We start from the raw sequence: 19710 nt of genomic DNA on the forward strand, positions 1-19710 counted from the left end.
CGGCTACAGGGCCACGCCCAGGAGAGCGTCCACGGTCCGGGAGATCAGGCCGGGGGCCGACTCGTCGTCGCCGTCGGTGGCGTTCTGGAGCTCCACCCAGCGGTCCACGGCCGCCAGCGCCGCAGGGGCGTCCAGGTCGTTCGCCAGCGCCTCGCGGACCTCTTCGAGCACCGCGTCGGCCGGGATGCCGTCCGGTCGGGACACGGCAGCGCGCCACCGCTCCAGCCGGGCCACGGCCTCGTCGAGGACGGCGTCCGTCCACTCCCAGTCCGCCCGGTAGTGGTGCGAGAGCAGGGCCAGGCGGATCGCCGCCGGGTCCACCCCGGCGCGGCGCAGCGCCGACACGAAGACGAGGTTGCCCTTCGACTTCGACATCTTCTCGCCGTGCAGGGCGACCATGCCGGCGTGGACGTACGCCTTGGCCATGGGGAACTCGCCCGTCAGCGCCTGGGCGTGCGAGGCGCCCATCTCGTGGTGCGGGAAGGCGAGGTCGGAGCCGCCGCCCTGGATGTCGAAGCCCATGCCCAGGTGGTCCAGGGCGATCGCGACGCATTCGATGTGCCAGCCCGGCCGGCCGCGGCCCAGCGAGCCGCCGTCCCAGCTCGGCTCGCCCGGACGCGCCGCCATCCACAGCATCGGGTCCAGCGGGTTCTTCTTCCCCGCGCGGTCGGGGTCGCCGCCCCGTTCCGCCGAGAGCAGCCGCATCGCCTCGGCGTCGAGGTGGGAGACCCCGCCGAAGTGCGGGTCGGACTCCACCGAGAAGTAGGTGTCGCCCTCGAGCTCGTACGCGGCGCCCGCGTCCCGCAGCCGCTCGACCAGCGGCACGATGCCGGGTATGGCCTCGACGGCTCCGATGTAGTGCTGCGGCGGCAGCATCCGCAGGGCCGTCATGTCCTCGCGGAAGAGCGCGGTCTCGCGCTCGGCCAGCTCGGTCCAGTCGTGGCCGTCGCGCAGCGCCCGCTCCAGGAGCGGATCGTCCACGTCCGTGACGTTCTGGACGTAGTGGACCTGCCGCTTGGTGTCGAGCCACACGCGCTGCACGAGGTCGAACGCGTTGTAGGTCGCCGCGTGACCGATGTGGGTCGCGTCGTACGGGGTGATGCCGCAGACGTAGATGCGGGCGACGGGACCGGGGGCGAGGGTGATCGTCCCCTGGGTCGCGGTGTCGTGGATCTGGAGGTCGCGGCCCTTGCCGGGAAGGGCGGGGACCTCAGAAGCGGGCCAGGCATGCATGTCTCGAGCCTAACCGGACGCATGTTCCGGAAACGAACTGGACCTGCACTGTTGTCTTGATCGGCACTCTTGCGGTCTGGCCGGTTCTGTGCGTACGGCCGATGGCCGGTTCAGACCGGTGGCCAGGGGATCGCCGGCCACTGCCCGGACGGCTGCGGGTGCTTTCCGGTGCGCAGCATGTGCGCCACCCGCGCCCGCACGGCGGCCAGCTCGGCCGCCGTGATCAGTTCGGCCAGGCGGGTGGCGAGGGGGGCTCCCTCGGCCAGTTCCGCGTCCAGTGCGGCGAGCGCCCCGCGGGCCTCGTCCGTCAGCGGCTCCCCCGCCCAGCCCCACAGCAGGGTGCGCAGTTTGTCCTCGGTGTGGAAGGTCACGCCGTGGTCGATGCCGTAGATCCGCCCGTCGGGCGCGGGCAGCAGGTGCCCGCCCTTGCGGTCGCCGTTGTTGATGACGGCGTCGAGGACGGACAGTCGGCGCAGCCTGGGGTCGTCGGCGTGGACGAGCAGGGCCGTGCGGCCCTCGCCGACCTCGGCGAAGGCCACGGGCTTCCAGCCCTCACCGGCCTCCTCGCCCTCGACGAGTGCGAGGAGCTCTTCCTGCGGGGAGTCCTCCTGCGGCTGCCGGGATTCGATCCACTGCTGGACCATGCCCTCGCCGTAGGGTCCGTCGCGCAGCACGGTGGCGGGCACCAGGCCCCAGCCGGTGGCCTCGGAGACCAGGTAGGCGGCGACCTCCCGCTGGGCGAGGCTGCCGTCGGGGAAGTCCCACAGCGGCCGCTCCCCCTTGACCGGCTTGTAGACGCAGTCGGCGCTCGCGCCGTCGTAGGTGACGGTGCACAGCAGGACGGCGTTGGACGCCTCGCGGATCCGGCCGACGACGGTCAGCTCGCCCTTGGCGAGCAGTTCCTCCATGGGCGCCTGCATGTCCCCCTGGCCCGTCACGCCTGGCGCCGGTAGCCGTTCTGGCGCGGGCACACGTGCCCCTCCGGGTCCAGCGGCAGACTGCACAGCGGACACGGCGGGCGGCCGGCGTTGACCACGTCCAGGGCGCGCTTGGCGAAGGCGCGGGCCTGGGCGCCGGTGAGGCGGACCCGCAGCATCGGCGGGCCGTTCTCCTCGTCCTGGAGCAGCCGCTCCTCCGCCTCGGCGAGGTCCTCGTCGGACTCGGCGTCGAGCTCCACCAGGGCCTGGGCCTCGACGATCATCCGCTGCTCCTCGCCGTCCCAGGCCAGGGCCATGGTGCCGACGCGGAACTCCTCCTCGACGGGGACGTCCAGCGGGGCGGTGTCGGCGGCCTCCGCGGGGGCCACGGCCGGGACCGGGGCGTTTCCGCCGGTGCGCCGTACGACCTCGTCCAGCAGCTCGTCCATCCGCTCGGCCAGCGCGGCGACCTGGGTCTTCTCCAGGGAGACGCTGGTGACGCGGGGGCCGGAGGAGGCCTGCAGGAAGAACGTACGGCGTCCCGGCAAGCCGACCGTGCCGGCCACGAAGCGGTCCGGGGGGTCGTAGAGGAACACCTGACGGGGCACGTCCAGTCTCCAAGTCTCGGCGGCGGGGGCGGGTCTGCGCCCTTGTGCGGGCCCGTCCACCCTACTGCGCCGCGCGATCACGCCGCGCCCGCGCCGCCCCCCACGACCGCGTTCCCGCAGTCCTCGGCGTCCTTGTCGGAGGCGACGGGCTCCGGTGCGGCCGGGCGCCGCACGAGGGAGCCGAAGTCCCCGGTGTCGCCGAGCCGGAACACGAACGGGCGCGTCGGCGTGTAGCGGATCGCCGTCACCGAGCAGGGGTCGACGTGGATGCGCTGGAAGAGGTCCAGGTGCATGCCGAGGGCGTCGGCGACGAGGGACTTGATGATGTCGCCGTGCGAGCACATCAGGAAGGTGGCGTCGCTGCCGTCGCTCTCCTCGATCCGCGCGTTCCAGTCGCGTACGGCGTCCACGGCGCGTGCCTGCATGGCCCGCATGGACTCGCCGCCGGGGAAGGCGGCCGCCGACGGGTGCTGTTGCACGATCTTCATCAGCGGTTCTTCGGACAGTTCGGCGAGTTTGCGGCCGGACCAATCACCGTAGTGGCATTCGCCGATGCGCTCGTCGGTGTGGAGTTCCAGCTCGGGCCGCGCCGCCAGCAGGGGTGCGAGGGTCTCCCGGCAGCGTTGCAGCGGGCTGGTGACGGCGGCGGCGAGCGGTACGCCCGCCAGCCGGCCGGGGAGCGCGGCAGCCTGCTCGGCGCCGCGTTCGTCGAGGGCCACGCCGGGGGTCCATCCGGCGAGCAGCCCTGCGGTGTTGGCGGTGGACCGCCCGTGTCGTACGAGGATCAGCGTGGCCATGGGGGCCAGCGTAGGCGGTGCCGGACGGGTGCGGGCCCGTCGGCGGCGGGGGAGAATGTTCGGCGTGATTGTCGACTGCGCGATTTACCGGGACGGTCGCCGCGCCGAGGGTCCGGAGGACTTCTCGGACGCCCTGGACGAGGCCCGGGCGAGCGGTGACGCCTTTCTGTGGATCGGCACGTACGAGCCGACGGAGGCGGAGTTCGATCACGTCCGACGGGAGTTCGGCCTGCACCCGCTGGCGGTGGAGGACGCGCTCAACGCCCACCAGCGCCCCAAGCTGGAAGTGTACGACGACTCGCTGTTCGTCGTGCTGAAGCCGGTGCTCTACGACGAGGCCACGGACACGGTGTCCGCCGGTGAGCTGATGCTGTTCATCGGCGATTGCTTCGTCGTCACGGTCCGGCACGGCGAGGGCGCCCCGCTGGCCGCCGTGCGCCACCGGCTGGAGCAGGAGCCGGACGTGCTGCGGCACGGCCCGACGGCGGTGCTGTACGCGGTGTCCGACGCGGTGGTGGACCACTACATCGAGGTGGCGGCCGAACTCCAGTCGGATCTGGAGGAGCTGGAGGCGGAGGTCTTCGCCCCGAACGCCTCGGACACGAAGAACACCGCTGCCCGGATCTACGGCTTCAAGCGGCAGGTGCTGGAGTTCCGGCGGGCGACGAACCCGCTGCTGGCGCCGATGGACCGGCTCGCCTTCGGGGATGTGCCCTTCGTCCACGAGCATGCCCAGCCGTTCTTCCGCGACGTCGCCGACCATCTGACCAGGGCGAGCGAGTACATCGAGGGCCTGGACCGGCTGCTGTCGGACGCGCTGGCCGCGCACCTCGCGCAGACGGGTCTGCGGCAGAACGACGACGTGCGGAAGATCTCGGCCTGGGCGGCGATCGCGGCCGTCCCGACCATGGTGGCGGGGATCTACGGGATGAACTTCGCCCACATGCCGGAGCTCCACCAGTGGTGGGGCTATCCGGCGGTGGTGGCGCTCATGGCGGGCGCCTGCGTGGGCCTGCACCGGATGTTCAAGCGCCGGGGCTGGCTCTAGGCCGGGTGGACCGCGGCGGGCCACGGCGTGGCGCGGCGGGACGCTAGGCGTACTCGGGGGTGGTGGCGGGTGCACCGCCGAGGGCGTTGCGCCGCTGGGGCATCCGCAGGCCGACCATCCGGTGCCAGCCGCTGAAGCGCTCGTACGCGTACGTCGCGCGGATGCCCGCGGCCAGCAGGGCGGCCTTCGGCGCGGACCAGTGCAGCAGCCGCCCCATGTGGTCCATCACGGCGAGGCTGACGTCGCGGTAGACGGAGATCTCGGCGAGCGCGCTCTCCCGGAGCACTCGCTGGATGGTCCGGGCGTGGCCGGCGCGGGCGAGGCGCAGCAGTTCCTCGTGGCAGTAGGCGAGGTGGTTGGCCTCGTCGTTGCTGATCATGTGGATGGCCTTGCCCACCACGGGGTGATCGCCGAAGTACTTGACCAGCATGTCCATCTGGTCGGCGGCGCGCTGTTCGGTCACGCGGCTGTGCGCGAGGTAGACGACGATGTCCTCCTCGCTCAGCGCCTGCTGGCGGCGCAGCTTGTCGTGGGCGAGGCCGATGCCGCGGCGCTCCAGCAGCATCGTGTAGTCCGTCTCGGGCGGTACGGGAACGGCCTGCAGGCCGCGTTTGCGGAGCAGGGCGTGGAAGATCCGGCCGTGCTTGTCCTCGTCGGCGCCGTGCCGGGTGATCTTGGGCGCGAGGTCGCGCATGGCGTCCGGCACCAGCGCCGCGATGCGGGCGTTCTCCCAGCCGCCCTGGGCTTCCCCGCTGGCGGCGATGGAGCAGAACAGCTGGAAGGAGTCGTCGTTGTCGACGATCTCCTGGAACAGGCTGCGGGCAGAGAGCATGCAACGAGTCAAACGCCGGTCCGCGGGGCGGGCAACCGAGAGGTGGCAGTACTCGTCCGAATGAACGAACCCCGGGCCGGGCCCGTACGCGTAACCCCGCGCGTGCCCGACGCGTTGTTGGCTGTGTCGGCCGTGGCGGGGAAGACCCCCCGAGCCCCCACCACGGCCGCAGGACTCAGTCGCGCTCGGCCGGCTCAGGCGAGGCCCGCGCGCTCCATGGCCTCGGTGCCGGCGCGCAGGGCGGCGATCCGCTCGTCGAGGGTGAAGCCGGCCGGCGCCAGCGTGAGGGTGGTGACCCCGGCCTCCGCGTAGGCCCGCATCCCGTCGGCGATCCGCTCGACGGGGCCGAGCAGCGTCGTGGAGTCGATCAGCGAGTGCGGGACGGCCTCGGCCGCACCGGCCTTGTCGCCGGCAAGGTACTTGTCCTGGATCTCGGCGGCTTCCTTCTCGTAGCCCATGCGCTGGGCCAGCTGGTTGTAGAAGTTCTGCTTCCGGCTGCCCATGCCGCCCACGTACAGGGCGGTGTACGGGCGGAACATGTCGGCGAGGGCGGTCACGTCCTCGCCGAGGGCCAGCGGCACGGTCGGGCAGACGTCGAACCCGTCCATCGTCAGCCCGGCCTTCTCGCGGCCCGCCCGGATGTGGGTGAGCGCGGTGGCCTCGAGATGCTCGGCGGCCGGGAAGATCAGCAGGGCGCCGTCGGCGATCTCGCCGGTCTGCTCCAGGTTCTTGGGCCCGATCGCGGCGATGTAGAGCGGGATGTGCTCGCGCTCCGGGTGCACGGTCAGCTTGATCGGCTTGCCCGGGCCGCCGGGCAGCGGCAGGGTCCAGTGCTCGCCCTCGTAGCTCAGCCGCTCACGGGACATGGCCTTGCGGACGATCTCCACGTACTCGCGGGTGCGGGCGAGCGGCTTGTCGAACTTGACGCCGTACCAGCCCTCGGAGACCTGCGGGCCGGAGACGCCGAGGCCGAGCCGGAAGCGGCCCTTGGTGAGCGAGTCGAGGGTGGCCGCGGTCATCGCGGTCATGGCGGGCTGACGGGCCGGGATCTGGAGGATCGCGGAGCCGACGTCGATGCGCTCGGTCTGGGCGGCGACCCAGGCGAGGACGGTCGGGGCATCCGAGCCGTAGGCCTCCGCCGCCCAGCAGACGTCGTAGCCGAGGCGGTCGGCCTCCTGGGCGACGGCGAGGTTGTCGGCGTCCATGCCCGCGCCCCAGTAACCGAGATTGATGCCGAGCCGCATGTGTCGTCCCCTTACCGGTGTACCGATCAGTAACGTTGGTGTGCGGGGACTGTAGCGCGCCCGGGTGCTCCACGTCAGCGCCCCAGTAGTCTCAGCGCTCATGGAGCAGAGGCATCTCGGCCGCACCGGACTGCGCGTCTCCCGGATCGGCCTCGGCACCCTCACCTGGGGCCGCGACACCGGCGAGGAAGCCGCCGCCGAACAGGTGAAGGCGTTCTGGGAGGCGGGTGGCACCCTCGTCGACACCGCCGACGTGTACGGCGACGGGGAGGCGGAGTACCTCCTGGGGCGGCTGGTGGGCGGGCTCGTCCCGCGCCGCGACCTGGTGATCGCGACCAAGGCGGGCAGCGTGCCCGACCCGGACCGGCGCTTCGACGGCTCGCGCGGCCATCTGCTCGCCGCCCTGGACGACTCGCTGGACCGGCTGGGCACCGACTACGTCGACCTGTGGCAGGTGCACGCCTTCGATCCGGCGACGCCGGTGGAGGAGACCCTGCAGGCCCTGGACCTGGCGGTGAGCAGCGGCCGGGCCCGGTACGCGGGGGTGGCCGGCTTCTGCGGCTGGCAGTTGGCGAAGGCGGCGACCTGGCAGCTCGCGGTTCCCGGGGTGCGCACCCGGATCGCCTCGACGCAGATGGAGTACTCCCTGCTGCAGCGCGGCGTCGAGCGGGAGGTGCTGCCGGCCGCGCTGGACCTTGGGGTCGGCCTGCTGCCTTCCTCTCCGCTGGGCCGCGGAGTGCTGACGGGCAAGTACCGGGAGGGCACGCCGGCCGACTCCCGGGGCGCCTCGCCGTCCCTGGCCGCGCTGGTGGAGCCGTACCTGGACGAGGCGGCCGGCCGGATCGTGGACGCGGTGGTGACGGCGGCGCAGGGGCTGGCCGTGACCCCGCTCCAGGTGGCCCTGGCCTGGATCCGGGACCGGCCGGGAGTGGTCGCGCCGATCGTCGGGGCGCGGACGTCGGCGCAGCTCGCGGCGGCTTTGTCGGTGGAGGAGCTTAGTCTTCCGGAGGAGATCTGCCGGGCGCTGGACGATGTGTCGGCGCCGGAGCACCGCTATCCCGATCAGGACTGGAGCACGCTGTGAGTACGGACCCTCAGGCCGAGACCGCTACCGCTGCCGCGGAGGAACCGGCCGGGGCGCAGGCCGACTCGGACGCACCCGGAACCCCGACGGCCCCGCCCCACGGCGAAGCCGACACCGCTGACCCGGAAGACCAGGACGACACCCAGACCGACTCGGACGCACCCCCAACCCCGACGGCCCCGCCCCACGGCGAAGCCGACACCGCTGACGCGGAAGACCAGGCCGCCTCCCCGGCGGCCCGACCCCACGGCGGGGGCGGCGGGGGCGGCCAGGGGGCGGAGCCACCGGTGGACGGCCCCGCCGGTGACGGGGGCCCGGGGGCGGAGCTCCCGGTCTCGGGAAGGGACGGGGTGGGGGAGAGCCCCGCAGGGCCCGCCCCCGAGCCCGGTCCGCAGGCCCCGGCGGCAGCCGGCGCCACGGCCGAGGCCGGACCTGACGGTGGGGCCGAGGACGACGCCGGGGCTGAGCCCGCCGCAGGCGGCGGACTCAGCGAGGCCCAGGCCGAGCTGGCCGCGCAGAAGATCGAGCGGGAGCGGATCGCCCGGCGCAAGGCCGAGCGGGAACGTCCCGTCGAGGCCGGCGCGGGGCTCAGCGGGAAGGCTGCGGACCTGCTGGCCGCCGTACGGGCCGTGGAGAGCGGTGCGAAGCCCTCCGCCGTGTACTTCGACGAGGCGCCGGCCGCGCCCCGCAGGCCGGCCCCCGCTCCCCCGGCGCCGCGTCCGGCCGCTCCCGCGCCGACGGCTGCCCCCGCACCATCCGCCGAAGCCGTCGAGGGCGTACGGGCCGTCCTGGCCCGCGGTGGCGCTCCCGAGTCGCTGGCGGGCCCCGTGGCGGCGGCCCTCGGCGACGGAGCGGCGGAGGAACTCGCGCAGAACCCGTGGCGGCTGCTGGCCGTCCCCGCCGTGCGCCCCACGCAGGCCGACGGCTTCGCCCGGGCGCTGCTGGGCCCCGGGGCCGGCCCCGGGGACGAGCGCCGCACGGGTGTCCTGGTCGGGTGGCTGCTCGACCAGGCGGGCCTGAAGGGGCACACCGCGCTGGAGGCCCCGGTCCTGGAGAAGGCCCTGGCCCAGTACGGAGTGCCGGATCCGGCCGAGGCGCTGGAGCAGGCCATCGCGGAGGCCTCGGTACTGGTCTTCCACGAGCCCCTCGGCCCGCCGGTGGAGGAGGGCGAGGAGCAGCCGGTACGGATTCTCGTGGGCCTGGAGGGCGCCGCGATGGCCGAGGAGAGCCTGGCCGACGGCCTGGCACGGCTGGCCGGCACGTTCGGCGGCCCGGCGGACTGGGAGCAGGCCGCCGCCGCGGTGCCGGACCGGTCCGCCGGCGAACTGGTCCGCGCGGTCGCCGGCCACGGCCTGGTCACCCACACGGGTGGTGAGGCCGCCCGGGCCGAACCGCTCGCGCTGGCCGCGGCGGCCCGTGGGCTGGGCCTGCGCGTCTGCGTGGCAGCGCACGCGCCGGGCGCCCCGGACTCGGTGACGGTGGCGGGGCTGCTGTCCGGTCAGGAGGGCCCCGGGCGGGACGCGGACGGGCAGTTCGCACTGGACCTGCTGGTCGTGCTGGACGCGCCGCAGCTGGACGTGGAGAGCGCGGCCGCGCTGGTCGAGGGCGTGCCCGACGGGGCCCGGCTGGTCCTGTCCGGGGACCCCGGAGTCCTTGGGTCCGCCGGAGCGGGACGGGTGTTCGCCGATCTGCTGGCGGCGCGTACCTGCCCGCAGCTGGTCTCCCGTACCCCTGACCCGGGCCCCCTCGGCGAGCTGGTCTCCGGGGTGGGGATCGGCGAGCTGAACCAGGTCGACGCGCCCGGCAAGGAGGTCGTCATCGTCCCGGTGCAGGATGCCGGCGAGGCCGTGCACCGCGCCGTGCAACTGGTGGCCGAGTCCGTGCCGCGGGCCTTCGGGATCCCGGCGGACGGCGTCCAGGTGATCACTCCGGGGCACGGCGGGCCCGCGGGTACGCGGGCGTTGAACGCCTCTCTCAAGGAGCGGCTCAACCCCGGGCCGGGCCGGTTCGGCGGCTTCGACCCCGGCGACCGGGTGGTCCACGTGCCGTCCCCGGGGCGGGCCCTGCCGGCCCGTGTGGTGTCGGCCGACACCGAGGGGCTGCACCTGGACCGCGCGGGCGCGCGGATCGTCGTGCCGAAGGAGCTCGTCGAGTCCCAGGTGCGGCACGGCTGGGCGGTGACGGCACATCAGGCGGTGGGTTCGCGCTGGCCGGCGGTGGTCGTCGTGCTGCCGGGCGACGCCGCGCAGGCCCTGTCGCGGGACTGGGTCTACACGGCGTTCGGGCGGGCCGAGCGGCACCTGTCGGTGGTGCACGGGGTCGACCAGGCTCTGCCGCGCGCGGTCGCCGAGGTGCTGCCCAAGCCGCGTACGACGCGACTGACGGGTCTGCTGAAGGCCCTGGCCGCGGCGGGCGAACAGCAGGAGCGGTAGGGGGCGCGGCCTCCCGCCCCGAGGGGCGGGAGGCCGCGCTGTGGTGCCACGCCGGGCGCGGTCACGGATTTCAGGCGGTGGTCAGGCCAGGCCGGGCGGTTTCACCCTCGCCCTCGTCCTCGACGTCGTCGAACTCATCCGCTTCCTCGTCGAAGACGGAGCTGACGTCGAAGCGGTGCAGGACGTCCTGCGGGTCGATGTGCCCGAAGGGCGAGCCCAGCCACTCCCCCGGTTCCGCCATGTCCTCGGAGGCGGCGATCCAGAGCGTGGAGTCGCCCTCCTCCAGCCCGAAGTCCTTGTAGCGGGAGGCGATCTCGTCGGGTTCGTACTCCCCGAAGAGCACGCCGAGGGCGTCGGCGGTGCCGCCGTCGTGGACGAAGTCGGCGTCCCGGTCGTGCGCGGCGACACGCTCGGCCTGAGCGATCAGCCGGGCCGGTTCGACGACGGCGTAGTCGCGGCGGATGAGCACGCTGAAGGCGGCGGGTTCGGCTGGCCCGGTGTACGGGACGCCGTCCTCGGGCGTCGGGATCTCGAAGGGCGTGACCTCGTCGTAGCGGTCGTAGAGGAGTTCGTCGTACTCCTCGGCGGCGGCGGCGAGTTCGTTGAAGGCGGCGTAGACGTCCGGATCCTCGTCCCCGATCCTGCGCTCGACCGCGGCGAGGTGGCGGTCGAGCGCGGCCTTGACCGCCTCGGCGGCGGCGCGGACCTCGGCAACAGTGGGCAGAGCGGCATCAGACATAGAGCAGACGCTATCCGTAGCAGGGCTCTGCCCGCACAATAGATGCGATGCCGGAATACGAATTTGTCGACGTGTACGTGCCCCGCGGGGTTCCTCGCAAGGAAGCGACCCGCCTGCTGACCGACCATGCCGAGTACGGGAACTGGGAGATCGACCGGCTGAGCCTGCACCGGGACGGCAGCCGCCGCGTGCGGCTGCGGCGCCGGATCATCCGCCAGGTCCGCGCGACCTGGTGAGCGCGGGCCCCGGGGGCGGGGCCCGCGTCGTGAGCAGCCGTCAGGCGGCGTTCCTGGAACGCCGGTAGAGCACGGTGCCGGCCAGCAGCAGGCCGCCTGCGATCGGGAGGCCTGCGGTCAGGACGTCACCGGAGCCGGTGGCGGCGAGGCCGGGGTTCGCCCCGGTCCCGATGCCGGTTCCGGTGCCGGGGGTGACCGTACCGGTGCCGGGGTTTCCGGGGTTGCCCGGGGTGCCGGGCGTGCCCGGGTTGCCGGGAGTACCGGGGGTCCCAGGAGTACCGGGGTTGCCCGGGTTACCGGGATTCCCAGGGTTACCGGGGTTGCCGGGGTTACCGGGGTTGCCGGGGTTACCGGGGTTGCCGGGATTCCCAGGGTTGCCGGGGTTGCCGGGATTCCCAGGGTTACCGGGGTTGCCCGGGTTCCCAGGGTTGCCGGGGTTGCCCGGGTTCCCAGGGTTGCCGGGGTTGCCCGGGTTCCCAGGGTTACCTGGGTTGCCCGGGTGGTCGTCGCACGGCTCGTCGTCGCCCGGCTGACCGGGGTTGCCGGGCTGACCGGGGTTGCCCGGCTTGCCGGGGCCCGAGGCGTTGGCGCAGTGGTTGCCGAAGGCCGGGTTGAGGCCTCCCACCACCGTCACCGTGTTCCCGCAGGCGTTCACCGGCGCGTCCACGGGCGCCTGCACGGTGTTCCCGGACAGCAGGCCCGGAGAGTTCTTCGCATGCCCCGTAGCGCCGGAATCCGCGTGTGCGTAGCCCCCGCCCAGCGCGAGGACACCCCCCGCGGCAGCCATGGTGATCAGGGTCTTCCTGGTGACCTGTGCCGGTCGTCGCATCTGTACTTGTCCCCTGGTGTCTACGTGTCGGCCGGCGCTCGGGGCCCGGCCGTCCAGGCTCCCCCGCCTGGTACGCCGATAGGTTGGTTCCGGGTCGTAAAAGCCCGGTGGCCCCGGAGCGCTGGATTGCACTCCGGGGCCGAAGACTTCAGACGCGTCAGGCGTTGACGCAGGTGTTGCCGAAGGCCGGGTTCAGCAGGCCGATGACGGACACGGTGTTACCGCAGACGTTGACCGGGATGTGGACCGGGACCTGGACGACGTTGCCGGACAGGACGCCGGGGGAGCCGATGGCCGCACCCTGGGCACCCGCGTCGGCGACGGCCAGACCCGCACCCGCGAGAACCAGACCACCGGTAGCAGCCGCAGCGGCGACAACCTTCTTGAGCATTGTTCCTCCTAGTAGGCAAAGTGCGGTCCCAGCCGCGGACCGCAACACCTGTAACGAGGAAGGATCACCAGGGCTACGAGCGTATGAGTGCATTCACTCTTCTCAGTGGAGTGCGCACACCTTCTCGAATCTCACGCGTTGTCGATGAATCGGTCGAGTACGCGCACCCCGAACTTCAGCCCTTCCACCGGCACCCGCTCGTCCACTCCGTGGAACATCCCGGCGAAGTCCAGCTCCGGCGGCAGCTGCAGCGGGGCGAAGCCGAAGCAGCGGATGCCGAGGTCGTCGAACGACTTCGCGTCCGTACCGCCCGAGAGCATGTACGGGACCGCCCGCGCGATCGGGTCCTCCGCCTTCAGGGCGCCCTGCATCGCCTCCACCAGCCGGCCGTCGAAGTCCGTCTCCAGCGCCTTGTCGCCGTGCACGTCCTCCCGCTTCACGCGGGGGCCGAGGATGCGGTCCAGGTCGGCGAAGAACTCGTCCTCGTAACCCGGCAGGAAGCGGCCGTCGACGTGCGCCGTCGCCTGGCCCGGGATGACGTTGACCTTGTAGCCGGCACCGAGCATCGTCGGGGCGGCCGAGTTGCGCAGAGTGGCGCCGACCATCTTGGCGATGCCGCCGAGCTTGGCGAGCGTGGCGTCCATGTTGTCCGGGTCGAGGGGGGTGCCGAGCGCGTCCGAGAGCTCGTCCAGGAAGGACCGTACGGTCTTGGTCACGCGCACCGGCCACTGGTGGCGGCCGAGGCGACCCACGGCCTCGCACAGCTCCGTGATGGCGTTGTCGTTGTTGGTCATGGAGCCGTGGCCCGCGGTGCCCTCCACCGTCAGGCGCATCCAGTGCATGCCCTTCTGGGCGGTCTCCACGAGGTAGAGCCGGAGGTTCTCGTTCACGGTGAAGGAGAATCCGCCGACCTCGCCGATCGCCTCGGTGACGCCCTCGAACAGGCCCGGGTGCTTGTCGACGAGGTGCCGGGCCCCGTAGATGCCGCCCGCCTCCTCGTCGGCGAGGAACGCCAGCACGATGTCCCGCGGGGGCTTGCGGCCGCTGCGCATCCGGTCGCGGACGACGGCCAGCGTCATCGCGTCCATGTCCTTCATGTCGACGGCGCCGCGGCCCCACACACAGCCGTCGGCGATCTCACCCGCGAACGGGTCGTACGTCCAGTCCGCGGCGTTGGCCGGAACCACATCCGTGTGCCCGTGGATGAGCAGTGCGGGCCGCGAGGGGTCCTCGCCCTCGATCCGCGCCACGGTCGAGGCGCGGCCCTTGTGCGACTCGAAGATCTGCGGCTCCAGCCCGACCTCGGCGAGCTTCTCGGCGACCCACTCCGCCGCCTTGCGCTCCCCGGGGCCCGAGTGGTCTCCGTAGTTGCTGGTGTCGATCCGGATGAGGTCCCGGCAGAGGTCGACGACCTCGTCCTCGCCGGAGACGGTCCTGCCCGCGCTCGACTCGCTCACGCTGCTTCCTCCCACTGGTCCACTCAGTCCACTGAACCCGCTCGGTACCGAACGTTCCCATCCTCACCCCCCGGGCCGCTCTCCCCAAGGGCGATCCCCGGCCGTCGGGGGCGTGATCGAGGACCCCCCGCCGTTTGGTAGTGTTTTCCACGTCGGAACGGCCCGCGAGGGACGGACCGCACTCACCCGGTCCGGGTGGCGGAATGGCAGACGCGCTAGCTTGAGGTGCTAGTGCCCTTTATCGGGCGTGGGGGTTCAAGTCCCCCCTCGGACACCAACGGAAGGACCCCGCTTCGGCGGGGTCCTTCTTCGTTCGAGGGCCCGTCCGCGGTCGGCGCCGGGCACGCGGCGGCGGCCCCGGAATGTTTGGTAGTGTTTCGCTCGTCGCAACGACCCGCGAGGGTGAACGGCACACACCCGGTCCGGGTGGCGGAATGGCAGACGCGCTAGCTTGAGGTGCTAGTGCCCTTTATCGGGCGTGGGGGTTCAAGTCCCCCCTCGGACACAACAGCGAGAGGCCGGTCGGGAGAAATCCCGACCGGCCTCTGGTGCGTCCGGGGACCGCGGCCGGGCAGGGTCTGCGCCCGGCGAGCACCGTCCCCACTCCCCCGCCGCCCAGGGCGGCCACCGCAATGCGTCCGCCGCTGAGAGCGGGAACGGCAATGCGCGAGACCCCCCGGGCCGGCGGTGTGCCGGCGCGGAGGGCCTTGGGGGCTGCGCGGGGGTGCCTCAGTCGCGGTCGGCGGCCAGTTCGGCCACTCGGCCGCGGACCAGGAACCAGCCGCCCACCAGGGCGGCGGCGATGGCCGGGAGGAGCATGACCGTGGTGCGGCCGACGCCGCCGTCGCTCCACATCAGGACCAGGACCGTGAGGAGGAAGATCAGGGTCACGATCTGGGTGTAGGGGGCCCAGGGCAGGCGGTAGGACGGGCGGGAGACCAGGCCGTTCTTCGAGCGGTGCCAGAAGAGGAGCGAGCAGAGCATGACCATGCCCCAGGTGCCGAGGATGCCGATGGAGGCGAGGTTGAGGACGATCTCGAAGGCCTCGCCCGGCATCCAGTAGTTCAGGCCGACGCCGGCGACGCCGAAGGCCGCGGTGAACAGCACGCCGCCGTAGGGGACCTTGCCCTTGTTCATGACGCCGGTGAACTTCGGGGCCGAGCCGGACAGGGCCATCGAGCGCAGGATGCGGCCGGTGGAGTACAAACCCGAGTTCAGCGAGGAGAGGGCGGCGGTCAGGACGACGAGGTTCATGATGCCCGCGGTGCCGGGGATGCCCAGCTTGTCGAAGACGGTCACGAACGGGGACTGGTCGGCGGAGTAGGCGGTGTACGGGAGCAGCAGGGCCAGCAGGACGACCGAGCCGACGTAGAAGACTCCGACGCGCCACATGATGGAGTTGATCGCCTTCGGCATGATCTTCTCCGGGTTCTCGGTCTCGCCCGCGGCGACGCCGCACAGCTCGACGGAGGCGTACGCGAAGACGACACCCTGGACCACCAGGAGCATCGGCAGTACGCCGGAGGGGAAGAGCCCGCCGTTGTCGGTGATCGTCGCGAGGCCGGGGGTGTGGCCGTCGATCGGGTGGCTGGTGGCGACCAGGTAGACGGCGACCAGCATGAAGATCACCAGGGCGCTGACCTTGACGATCGAGAACCAGAACTCCATCTCGCCGAAGTACTTCACCGAGATCAGGTTGGCGGTGAGGACGATCGCGAGCGCGATGAACGCGAGGACCCACTGGGGCACGTCGGTGAACGCGGACCAGTAGTGGGCGAACACGGCGGCGGCCGTGATGTCGGCCACGGTGGTGGTGGACCAGTTCAGGAAGTACAGCCAGCCGGCGGTGTAGGCGCCCTTCTCGCCCATGAACTCTCGGGCGTAGGAGACGAAGGCTCCGGAGGAGGGCCGGTAGAGGACCAGCTCGCCGAGGGCGCGGACCACGAAGAAGGCGAAGACGCCGCACACCGCGTAGGCGATGGCGAGGGAGGGGCCGGCGCCGGCGAGGCGGCCGCCGGCGCCGAGGAACAGGCCGGTGCCTATCGCTCCGCCGATCGCGATCATGTTGATGTGGCGGGACTTGAGGTCCTTGCTGTAACCCTCGTCACCGGCGTCGACATGGCGGGATGACGCCGGGGCCGGTGCCTCGGTCATGGTGGGGTCACTCATGTATGACTTCGCCTTCGTGGGTGGGACAGGCAGCCCGGAGGGCTCCGCAGGGGAGCTGGGTGGTGTCCCCTGTGACGCGTTCCGGGTGTTTTGATCGCCATAGGAGACCACGAGGCCCGGCCAGCCGCCAAAATCGCGCTCTGTACGCAGAAGCCCCCGACGACCTTGGAAACGGGCGTCGGGGGCGTCGCGGGGGCTGGAAAGTGAGGTCAGTCGCCGGGAGTGCCCTCTGCCGCCTGGTCGAGGCGAAAGGCTTCGTTGCCGAGCCCGATGCGGGCGTGGACCTCGGGGCGGCTGCGGCGCAGGAGGACCCCGTACAGCAGGCCGGCCACGATGGCGGCGCCGATGATGCCGGGCAGGATCCAGCTGAGCGCGGAGCCCTTCTCGGCGCCGACGAGGACCCCGAAGTCCTTGACGGTGTAGGCGGCGATGGCGAGCAGGGCGAGGCCGGCGGCGGCCGCCGCCACAAGCCGCCAGACCTGGGCGCCGGCGGTGCCGCGGCGGACGAAGAAGGCGATCACGGCGAAGGAGGCGGCGGCCATGAGGAGCGTCACACCGAGGGCGCCGACGCTGCCCATCCAGGTGAACAGGTGCAGCACGGGCGCGGTGGGGTCGCCGGCCGGGAGGTCGTCGGTGACCGCGAAGGCGAGGACGACGACGGTCGCGATGCCGGTCTGCAGGAGCGAGCCGGTGGCGGGGGCGCCGGTGCCGGCGTTGGTGCGGCCGAAGGCGGCCGGGAGCAGGCCCTCGCGGCCCATGGCGAAGGCGTAGCGGGCGACGACGTTGTGGAAGCTCAGCATGGCGGCGAACATGCCGGTCACGAAGAGGACGTGCAGGACGTCCGTGAAGGCGGTGCCGAGGCGGGCCTCGGTGAGCTGGAAGAGCAGGCCGGGGCCGGCCTCGGCGGCGGTCTTGACGACTTCGCCGGGGCCGGTGGCGACGGTGAGGGCCCAGGCGCTGAAGGCGAAGAAGAGGGCGGCGAACCCGACTGCGAGGAACATCACGCGGGAGACCACGATGTGGGGCCTGCTGGTCTCCTCGGCGTACACCGGGGACTGCTCGAAGCCGACGAAGGCGGCGATGCAGAAGCACAGGGCGGTTCCGAGGCCGGCTCCGCCGAGGGTTTCGGGGTTGAACGCGTGGAGCGAGAGGCCTGCGGGTCCGGGCTTGGCGAGGGCCGCGGCGTCGAAGACGACGACCAGGGCGCACTCGATCAGGAGGAGGGCGCCGAGGACCTTGGCATTGAGGTCGATCTTGAGCCAACCGAGGGCGCCGGTGACGGCGACCGCGAGCAGGGCGGGAATCCACCAGGCGAGCTCGATGTCCAGGTAGGTGGCGAAGAGGCCGGAGATCTCGAAGCCGAGGATGCCGTACACGCCGACCTGCATGGCGCTGTAGGCGACGAGGGCGACGAGCGAGGCGGCGGCGCCGGCGGTGGGGCCGAGGCCGCGGGCGATGTAGGCGTAGAAGGCGCCGGCGTTGTGGACGTGGCGGCTCATCTCGGCGTAGCCGACGCTGAACAGCGCGAGGACGAGGCCCAGGATGACGAAGAGCAGGGGCTGGCCCACGACGCCCATCAAGCCGAAGGTCGTGGGCATGACACCCGCGACGACCATCAGAGGGGCGCTCGCGGCGAGTACGGAGAGCAGCAGGCCGGCGGTGCCGAGGCGGTCGGCGCGCAGTGCGCGGTCCTGGCCCTTGTAGGTGCGTATCTCGGCCGGTTCCTGGAGCGTGGTGGATCTGCCCGTCGGCATGGCGGCGTCCTTTCGGGGGCGCGGTTCTTTTCGGGGCGGATGGGGAGGTGAGGGGTCCGGGGGTGCGTGGGGTCAGGCGGTGCCGAGTGCGACGTTGCGCGCGGCGAGGAAGGCCTTGTGCGGGTCGCGGTCGGGATAGGACCAGGGGGCGCGGGTGGCGTGGCTTCCGATGCGGTGGAAGAGCGCGGCGGCCTCGGCGGGGCGTCCTTCGCAGAGTTTCGCGTGGGCGAGGAAGTTGAGGTCGACCCGGTTGCGGGGGTGGTCGTCGCGCTCCCACTCCAGCCACCAGTCGAAGGCGGAGCGCAGGACCTGGCGGGCGCGGCGGCCCTCCCAGTGCGCTGCGGCGGCCTCGGGGGTGTGGCCGTGGGTGGCGGCGAGGACCCGGTAGCGCTCGGCGTGCGCGACGACGGGGAGCACGGCCAGCGGTGAGTCGGCCGGGGATTCCTCGGCTGCCCAGGCGGCGAAGTCGTAGACCTCGTGGAGCGGGTCCTGGCCGGGGGCGAGGGTGCGTTCGGCCAGCTTCGCGACCATGAGGTGATGGGCGTGGTGGTGCTCGCGGTGGCGGGCCCGGACCTGGTCGAAGTGGCGGCTGAACTCCTCCTCGGTGCCGAAGGCGCGGGAGAGCAGGAGCAGTCCGAGCCAGGGGGTGGGGTCGTCGGGGAGCAGGGCGGCGGCCCGGCGGCAGGCCTCCTCGGCCGCGGCCGGGGTGCCCTTGTGGCGCAGGGCGGAGAAGACGGCGGCGCAGGCGAGGAGGGTGGCGGCGTCGGCGCTGTCCGGTTCGGCGAGCAGCCACTCGCGGGCCCAGGCGGTGGCCGCCGGGGTCTGGGCGAGGACGACGACGCGGTGGCCCCGGCGGTCCCAGTCGTCGCCGGTGCCGACGAGGAGGGAACGGGCCCTGGCCCAGCGCCCCTGGGTGAACTGGGTTCGTACGTCGATGAGTTCGGCGTCGCAGAGGGCCGGGTCGAAGAGCTGGGCGTCCCGCTTGCGGGCGCGGCCGAGGGGCGGCGGAGGCGGGGACATCCGCGGGTTTCCCTCCAGGACGCGGGCGGACGGGGGATCGGGGTCGGTGCCGGCCGTGGCGCGCGCAGGGCGCACGCGCGCGGCCGGGCCGGGTTCCGGGGATCGTGCCGGTGGAGCTCGTGAGGTGCTCGGCGGAAGCCCCGGTGGAACTCCGGTGGAAGTGCTGTGGAACGCGAGGGGTCGCCGGGGACACGGGCGGAATTCGGTCGGAACTCCGGTACGCACTCCGGTGATCACGCACAGCAAAGCGGTACGCGCAGCTCCGAGTCAAGGTCCAGTCCACTGCGTGGCGGGTTTCAACTGCTGTGGAGGCCGTACCAGTTGGGCAGTCGACAGGGGCTCCGGCCGGCCGGGGACGGCACCTTAGGGTGGGCGTATGACAGCATATGACGATCTTCCCCCGTACCTGCTGGGGTTCCCCGGACCCTTGCGCGACCAGCTGGTCGCGGCCGTGCTGAGCGGGGCGAAGACCAGCACCACCGGCCTGCTCGCCGAGTACGAGGCGGAGCGGGAACCGCTGCCGGAGCCCGGCTCGCGGTCCCTGCTGGTCGACTCCGACGAGCGCGGGGTGGCGGTGGTGGAGGTGACGGCCGTGGAGGTGCTGCGGCTCGGCGATGTCACGCTGGAGCACGCGCTCGAGGAGGGCGAGGGGTACACGTCGGTGGCCGAATGGCGCACGGCCCACGAGGAGTTCTGGCACAGCGAGCCGGTGCGGACGGTGATCGGCGACCCGGGGTTCACGGTCGACGACGACACCCTCGTCATCGCCGAACGGTTCCGGATCACCGAGCGCCTGGCCTGACGCGGCGGCCCGCCCTGCCGGGCAGGGGCAGGCCGGCCGGGGCAGGGAAGGCCGGGGCCGGGCGGCCGGCTTCATGCCGCGGCCCGCGCGTGCCCGGCGACCGCGGGCCGCGCGTCGG

18 protein-coding genes and 2 tRNA genes are annotated in these 19710 nt (G+C 72.6%); 7 read left to right on the top strand and 13 right to left on the bottom strand.

The features are described from left to right. Positions 1-3: 3 nt before the first annotated feature. The 4 genes from mshC to ACZ6JS_RS14675 form a co-directional block, all read right to left on the bottom strand. Positions 4-1233 (bottom strand): cysteine--1-D-myo-inosityl 2-amino-2-deoxy-alpha-D-glucopyranoside ligase, encoded by a 1230-nt coding sequence (mshC, locus tag ACZ6JS_RS14660; protein ID WP_469297946.1) that lies wholly within the window; start codon positions 1231-1233, stop codon positions 4-6. A gap of 110 nt (positions 1234-1343) precedes the next feature. Further along, a complete protein-coding gene (locus tag ACZ6JS_RS14665; protein ID WP_469297947.1) occupies positions 1344-2204 on the bottom strand; it encodes an SCO1664 family protein in 861 nt (286 codons plus the stop codon). After that, positions 2168-2758, bottom strand: a complete 591-nt coding sequence (locus ACZ6JS_RS14670) for a DUF3090 domain-containing protein (RefSeq protein WP_030853103.1) — start codon at positions 2756-2758, stop codon at positions 2168-2170. The genes ACZ6JS_RS14665 and ACZ6JS_RS14670 overlap by 37 nt, the downstream gene beginning before the upstream one ends. 77 nt (positions 2759-2835) lie before the next feature. Then, a complete protein-coding gene (locus ACZ6JS_RS14675; RefSeq protein WP_469297948.1) occupies positions 2836-3555 on the bottom strand; it encodes a histidine phosphatase family protein in 720 nt (239 codons plus the stop codon). 55 nt (positions 3556-3610) lie between these two features. On the opposite strand from ACZ6JS_RS14675, the gene ACZ6JS_RS14680 reads away from it, so the two are divergent. Continuing rightward, positions 3611-4603, top strand: a complete 993-nt coding sequence (locus tag ACZ6JS_RS14680) for a magnesium and cobalt transport protein CorA (RefSeq protein WP_469297949.1) — start codon at positions 3611-3613, stop codon at positions 4601-4603. A 43-nt stretch (positions 4604-4646) separates the two neighbouring features. Here ACZ6JS_RS14680 and ACZ6JS_RS14685 read toward each other — a convergent pair whose 3' ends face one another. Together ACZ6JS_RS14685 and ACZ6JS_RS14690 are read right to left on the bottom strand one after the other, a co-directional pair. Next, positions 4647-5435: a ferritin-like domain-containing protein gene (locus ACZ6JS_RS14685; protein WP_469297950.1), complete on the bottom strand. Its 789-nt coding sequence runs from the start codon at positions 5433-5435 to the stop codon at positions 4647-4649. A gap of 194 nt (positions 5436-5629) precedes the next feature. Then, entirely contained in the window at positions 5630-6679 is a 1050-nt protein-coding gene (locus ACZ6JS_RS14690) for an LLM class F420-dependent oxidoreductase (RefSeq protein WP_031153904.1), read from the bottom strand. Positions 6680-6779: 100 nt separating this feature from the next. Between ACZ6JS_RS14690 and ACZ6JS_RS14695 the strand changes: the two genes are divergently transcribed. Next, positions 6780-7763 carry an aldo/keto reductase gene (locus ACZ6JS_RS14695; RefSeq protein ID WP_469297951.1) on the top strand — a complete coding sequence of 328 codons (984 nt, stop codon included), beginning with the start codon at positions 6780-6782 and terminating at the stop codon, positions 7761-7763. After that, on the top strand, positions 7760-10195 hold the full coding sequence (locus ACZ6JS_RS14700) for an ATP-binding domain-containing protein (RefSeq protein ID WP_469297952.1): 2436 nt from the start codon (positions 7760-7762) through the stop codon (positions 10193-10195). Before ACZ6JS_RS14695 ends, ACZ6JS_RS14700 begins: the two co-directional genes overlap by 4 nt. A gap of 70 nt (positions 10196-10265) precedes the next feature. On the opposite strand, the gene ACZ6JS_RS14705 is transcribed toward ACZ6JS_RS14700, so the two are convergent. After that, entirely contained in the window at positions 10266-10934 is a 669-nt protein-coding gene (locus ACZ6JS_RS14705; protein ID WP_469297953.1) for a hypothetical protein, read from the bottom strand. Positions 10935-10981: 47 nt separating this feature from the next. On the opposite strand from ACZ6JS_RS14705, the gene ACZ6JS_RS14710 reads away from it, so the two are divergent. Further along, positions 10982-11170 (top strand): DUF5703 family protein, encoded by a 189-nt coding sequence (locus ACZ6JS_RS14710; protein ID WP_030037337.1) that lies wholly within the window; start codon positions 10982-10984, stop codon positions 11168-11170. 40 nt (positions 11171-11210) lie between these two features. Here the strand turns inward: ACZ6JS_RS14710 and ACZ6JS_RS14715 are convergent, their stop codons facing one another. From ACZ6JS_RS14715 to ACZ6JS_RS14725, 3 genes are all read right to left on the bottom strand, one after another. Beyond that, a complete protein-coding gene (locus tag ACZ6JS_RS14715) occupies positions 11211-11999 on the bottom strand; it encodes a chaplin (protein WP_469297954.1) in 789 nt (262 codons plus the stop codon). A gap of 157 nt (positions 12000-12156) precedes the next feature. Continuing rightward, positions 12157-12390 carry a chaplin ChpH gene (gene chpH / locus ACZ6JS_RS14720; protein ID WP_030963738.1) on the bottom strand — a complete coding sequence of 78 codons (234 nt, stop codon included), beginning with the start codon at positions 12388-12390 and terminating at the stop codon, positions 12157-12159. A gap of 131 nt (positions 12391-12521) precedes the next feature. Next, positions 12522-13847 (bottom strand): M20/M25/M40 family metallo-hydrolase, encoded by a 1326-nt coding sequence (locus ACZ6JS_RS14725; RefSeq protein WP_469297955.1) that lies wholly within the window; start codon positions 13845-13847, stop codon positions 12522-12524. 189 nt (positions 13848-14036) lie between these two features. Here ACZ6JS_RS14725 and ACZ6JS_RS14730 point away from each other — a divergent pair. Together ACZ6JS_RS14730 and ACZ6JS_RS14735 are read left to right on the top strand one after the other, a co-directional pair. Further along, positions 14037-14124: transfer RNA gene (locus ACZ6JS_RS14730), tRNA-Leu, on the top strand. Positions 14125-14267: 143 nt separating this feature from the next. Then, positions 14268-14352: transfer RNA gene (locus tag ACZ6JS_RS14735), tRNA-Leu, on the top strand. A 224-nt stretch (positions 14353-14576) separates the two neighbouring features. On the opposite strand, the gene ACZ6JS_RS14740 is transcribed toward ACZ6JS_RS14735, so the two are convergent. The 3 genes from ACZ6JS_RS14740 to ACZ6JS_RS14750 all read right to left on the bottom strand — a co-directional run bounded on the left by ACZ6JS_RS14740 (position 14577) and on the right by ACZ6JS_RS14750 (position 18790). Continuing rightward, complete coding sequence (locus ACZ6JS_RS14740) at positions 14577-16016, bottom strand: amino acid permease (protein WP_469297956.1); 1440 nt, start codon at positions 16014-16016, stop codon at positions 14577-14579. A gap of 209 nt (positions 16017-16225) precedes the next feature. After that, on the bottom strand, positions 16226-17770 hold the full coding sequence (locus ACZ6JS_RS14745; RefSeq protein WP_469297957.1) for an APC family permease: 1545 nt from the start codon (positions 17768-17770) through the stop codon (positions 16226-16228). A gap of 72 nt (positions 17771-17842) precedes the next feature. After that, entirely contained in the window at positions 17843-18790 is a 948-nt protein-coding gene (locus ACZ6JS_RS14750; RefSeq protein ID WP_469297958.1) for a hypothetical protein, read from the bottom strand. A gap of 376 nt (positions 18791-19166) precedes the next feature. Between ACZ6JS_RS14750 and ACZ6JS_RS14755 the strand changes: the two genes are divergently transcribed. Beyond that, positions 19167-19592 (top strand): ASCH domain-containing protein, encoded by a 426-nt coding sequence (locus tag ACZ6JS_RS14755; protein ID WP_469297959.1) that lies wholly within the window; start codon positions 19167-19169, stop codon positions 19590-19592. The last annotated feature ends 118 nt before the right edge of the window (positions 19593-19710 follow it).

The organism is Streptomyces sp. NPDC046349 (assembly GCF_055587885.1).

Excerpts from the sequence above, each read along its gene's own strand:
- mshC (WP_469297946.1), bottom strand. The coding sequence starts at position 1,233 with ATGCATGCCTGGCCCGCTTCTGAGGTCCCCGCCCTTCCCGGCAAGGGC.
- ACZ6JS_RS14675 (WP_469297948.1), bottom strand. The coding sequence starts at position 3,555 with ATGGCCACGCTGATCCTCGTACGACACGGGCGGTCCACCGCCAACACC.
- ACZ6JS_RS14680 (WP_469297949.1), top strand. The coding sequence starts at position 3,611 with ATGTTCGGCGTGATTGTCGACTGCGCGATTTACCGGGACGGTCGCCGC.
- ACZ6JS_RS14685 (WP_469297950.1), bottom strand. The coding sequence starts at position 5,435 with ATGCTCTCTGCCCGCAGCCTGTTCCAGGAGATCGTCGACAACGACGAC.
- ACZ6JS_RS14690 (WP_031153904.1), bottom strand. The coding sequence starts at position 6,679 with ATGCGGCTCGGCATCAATCTCGGTTACTGGGGCGCGGGCATGGACGCC.
- ACZ6JS_RS14695 (WP_469297951.1), top strand. The coding sequence starts at position 6,780 with ATGGAGCAGAGGCATCTCGGCCGCACCGGACTGCGCGTCTCCCGGATC.
- ACZ6JS_RS14705 (WP_469297953.1), bottom strand. The coding sequence starts at position 10,934 with ATGTCTGATGCCGCTCTGCCCACTGTTGCCGAGGTCCGCGCCGCCGCC.
- ACZ6JS_RS14710 (WP_030037337.1), top strand. The coding sequence starts at position 10,982 with ATGCCGGAATACGAATTTGTCGACGTGTACGTGCCCCGCGGGGTTCCT.
- ACZ6JS_RS14715 (WP_469297954.1), bottom strand. The coding sequence starts at position 11,999 with ATGCGACGACCGGCACAGGTCACCAGGAAGACCCTGATCACCATGGCT.
- chpH (WP_030963738.1), bottom strand. The coding sequence starts at position 12,390 with ATGCTCAAGAAGGTTGTCGCCGCTGCGGCTGCTACCGGTGGTCTGGTT.
- ACZ6JS_RS14740 (WP_469297956.1), bottom strand. The coding sequence starts at position 16,016 with ATGAGTGACCCCACCATGACCGAGGCACCGGCCCCGGCGTCATCCCGC.
- ACZ6JS_RS14745 (WP_469297957.1), bottom strand. The coding sequence starts at position 17,770 with ATGCCGACGGGCAGATCCACCACGCTCCAGGAACCGGCCGAGATACGC.
- ACZ6JS_RS14750 (WP_469297958.1), bottom strand. The coding sequence starts at position 18,790 with ATGTCCCCGCCTCCGCCGCCCCTCGGCCGCGCCCGCAAGCGGGACGCC.
- ACZ6JS_RS14755 (WP_469297959.1), top strand. The coding sequence starts at position 19,167 with ATGACAGCATATGACGATCTTCCCCCGTACCTGCTGGGGTTCCCCGGA.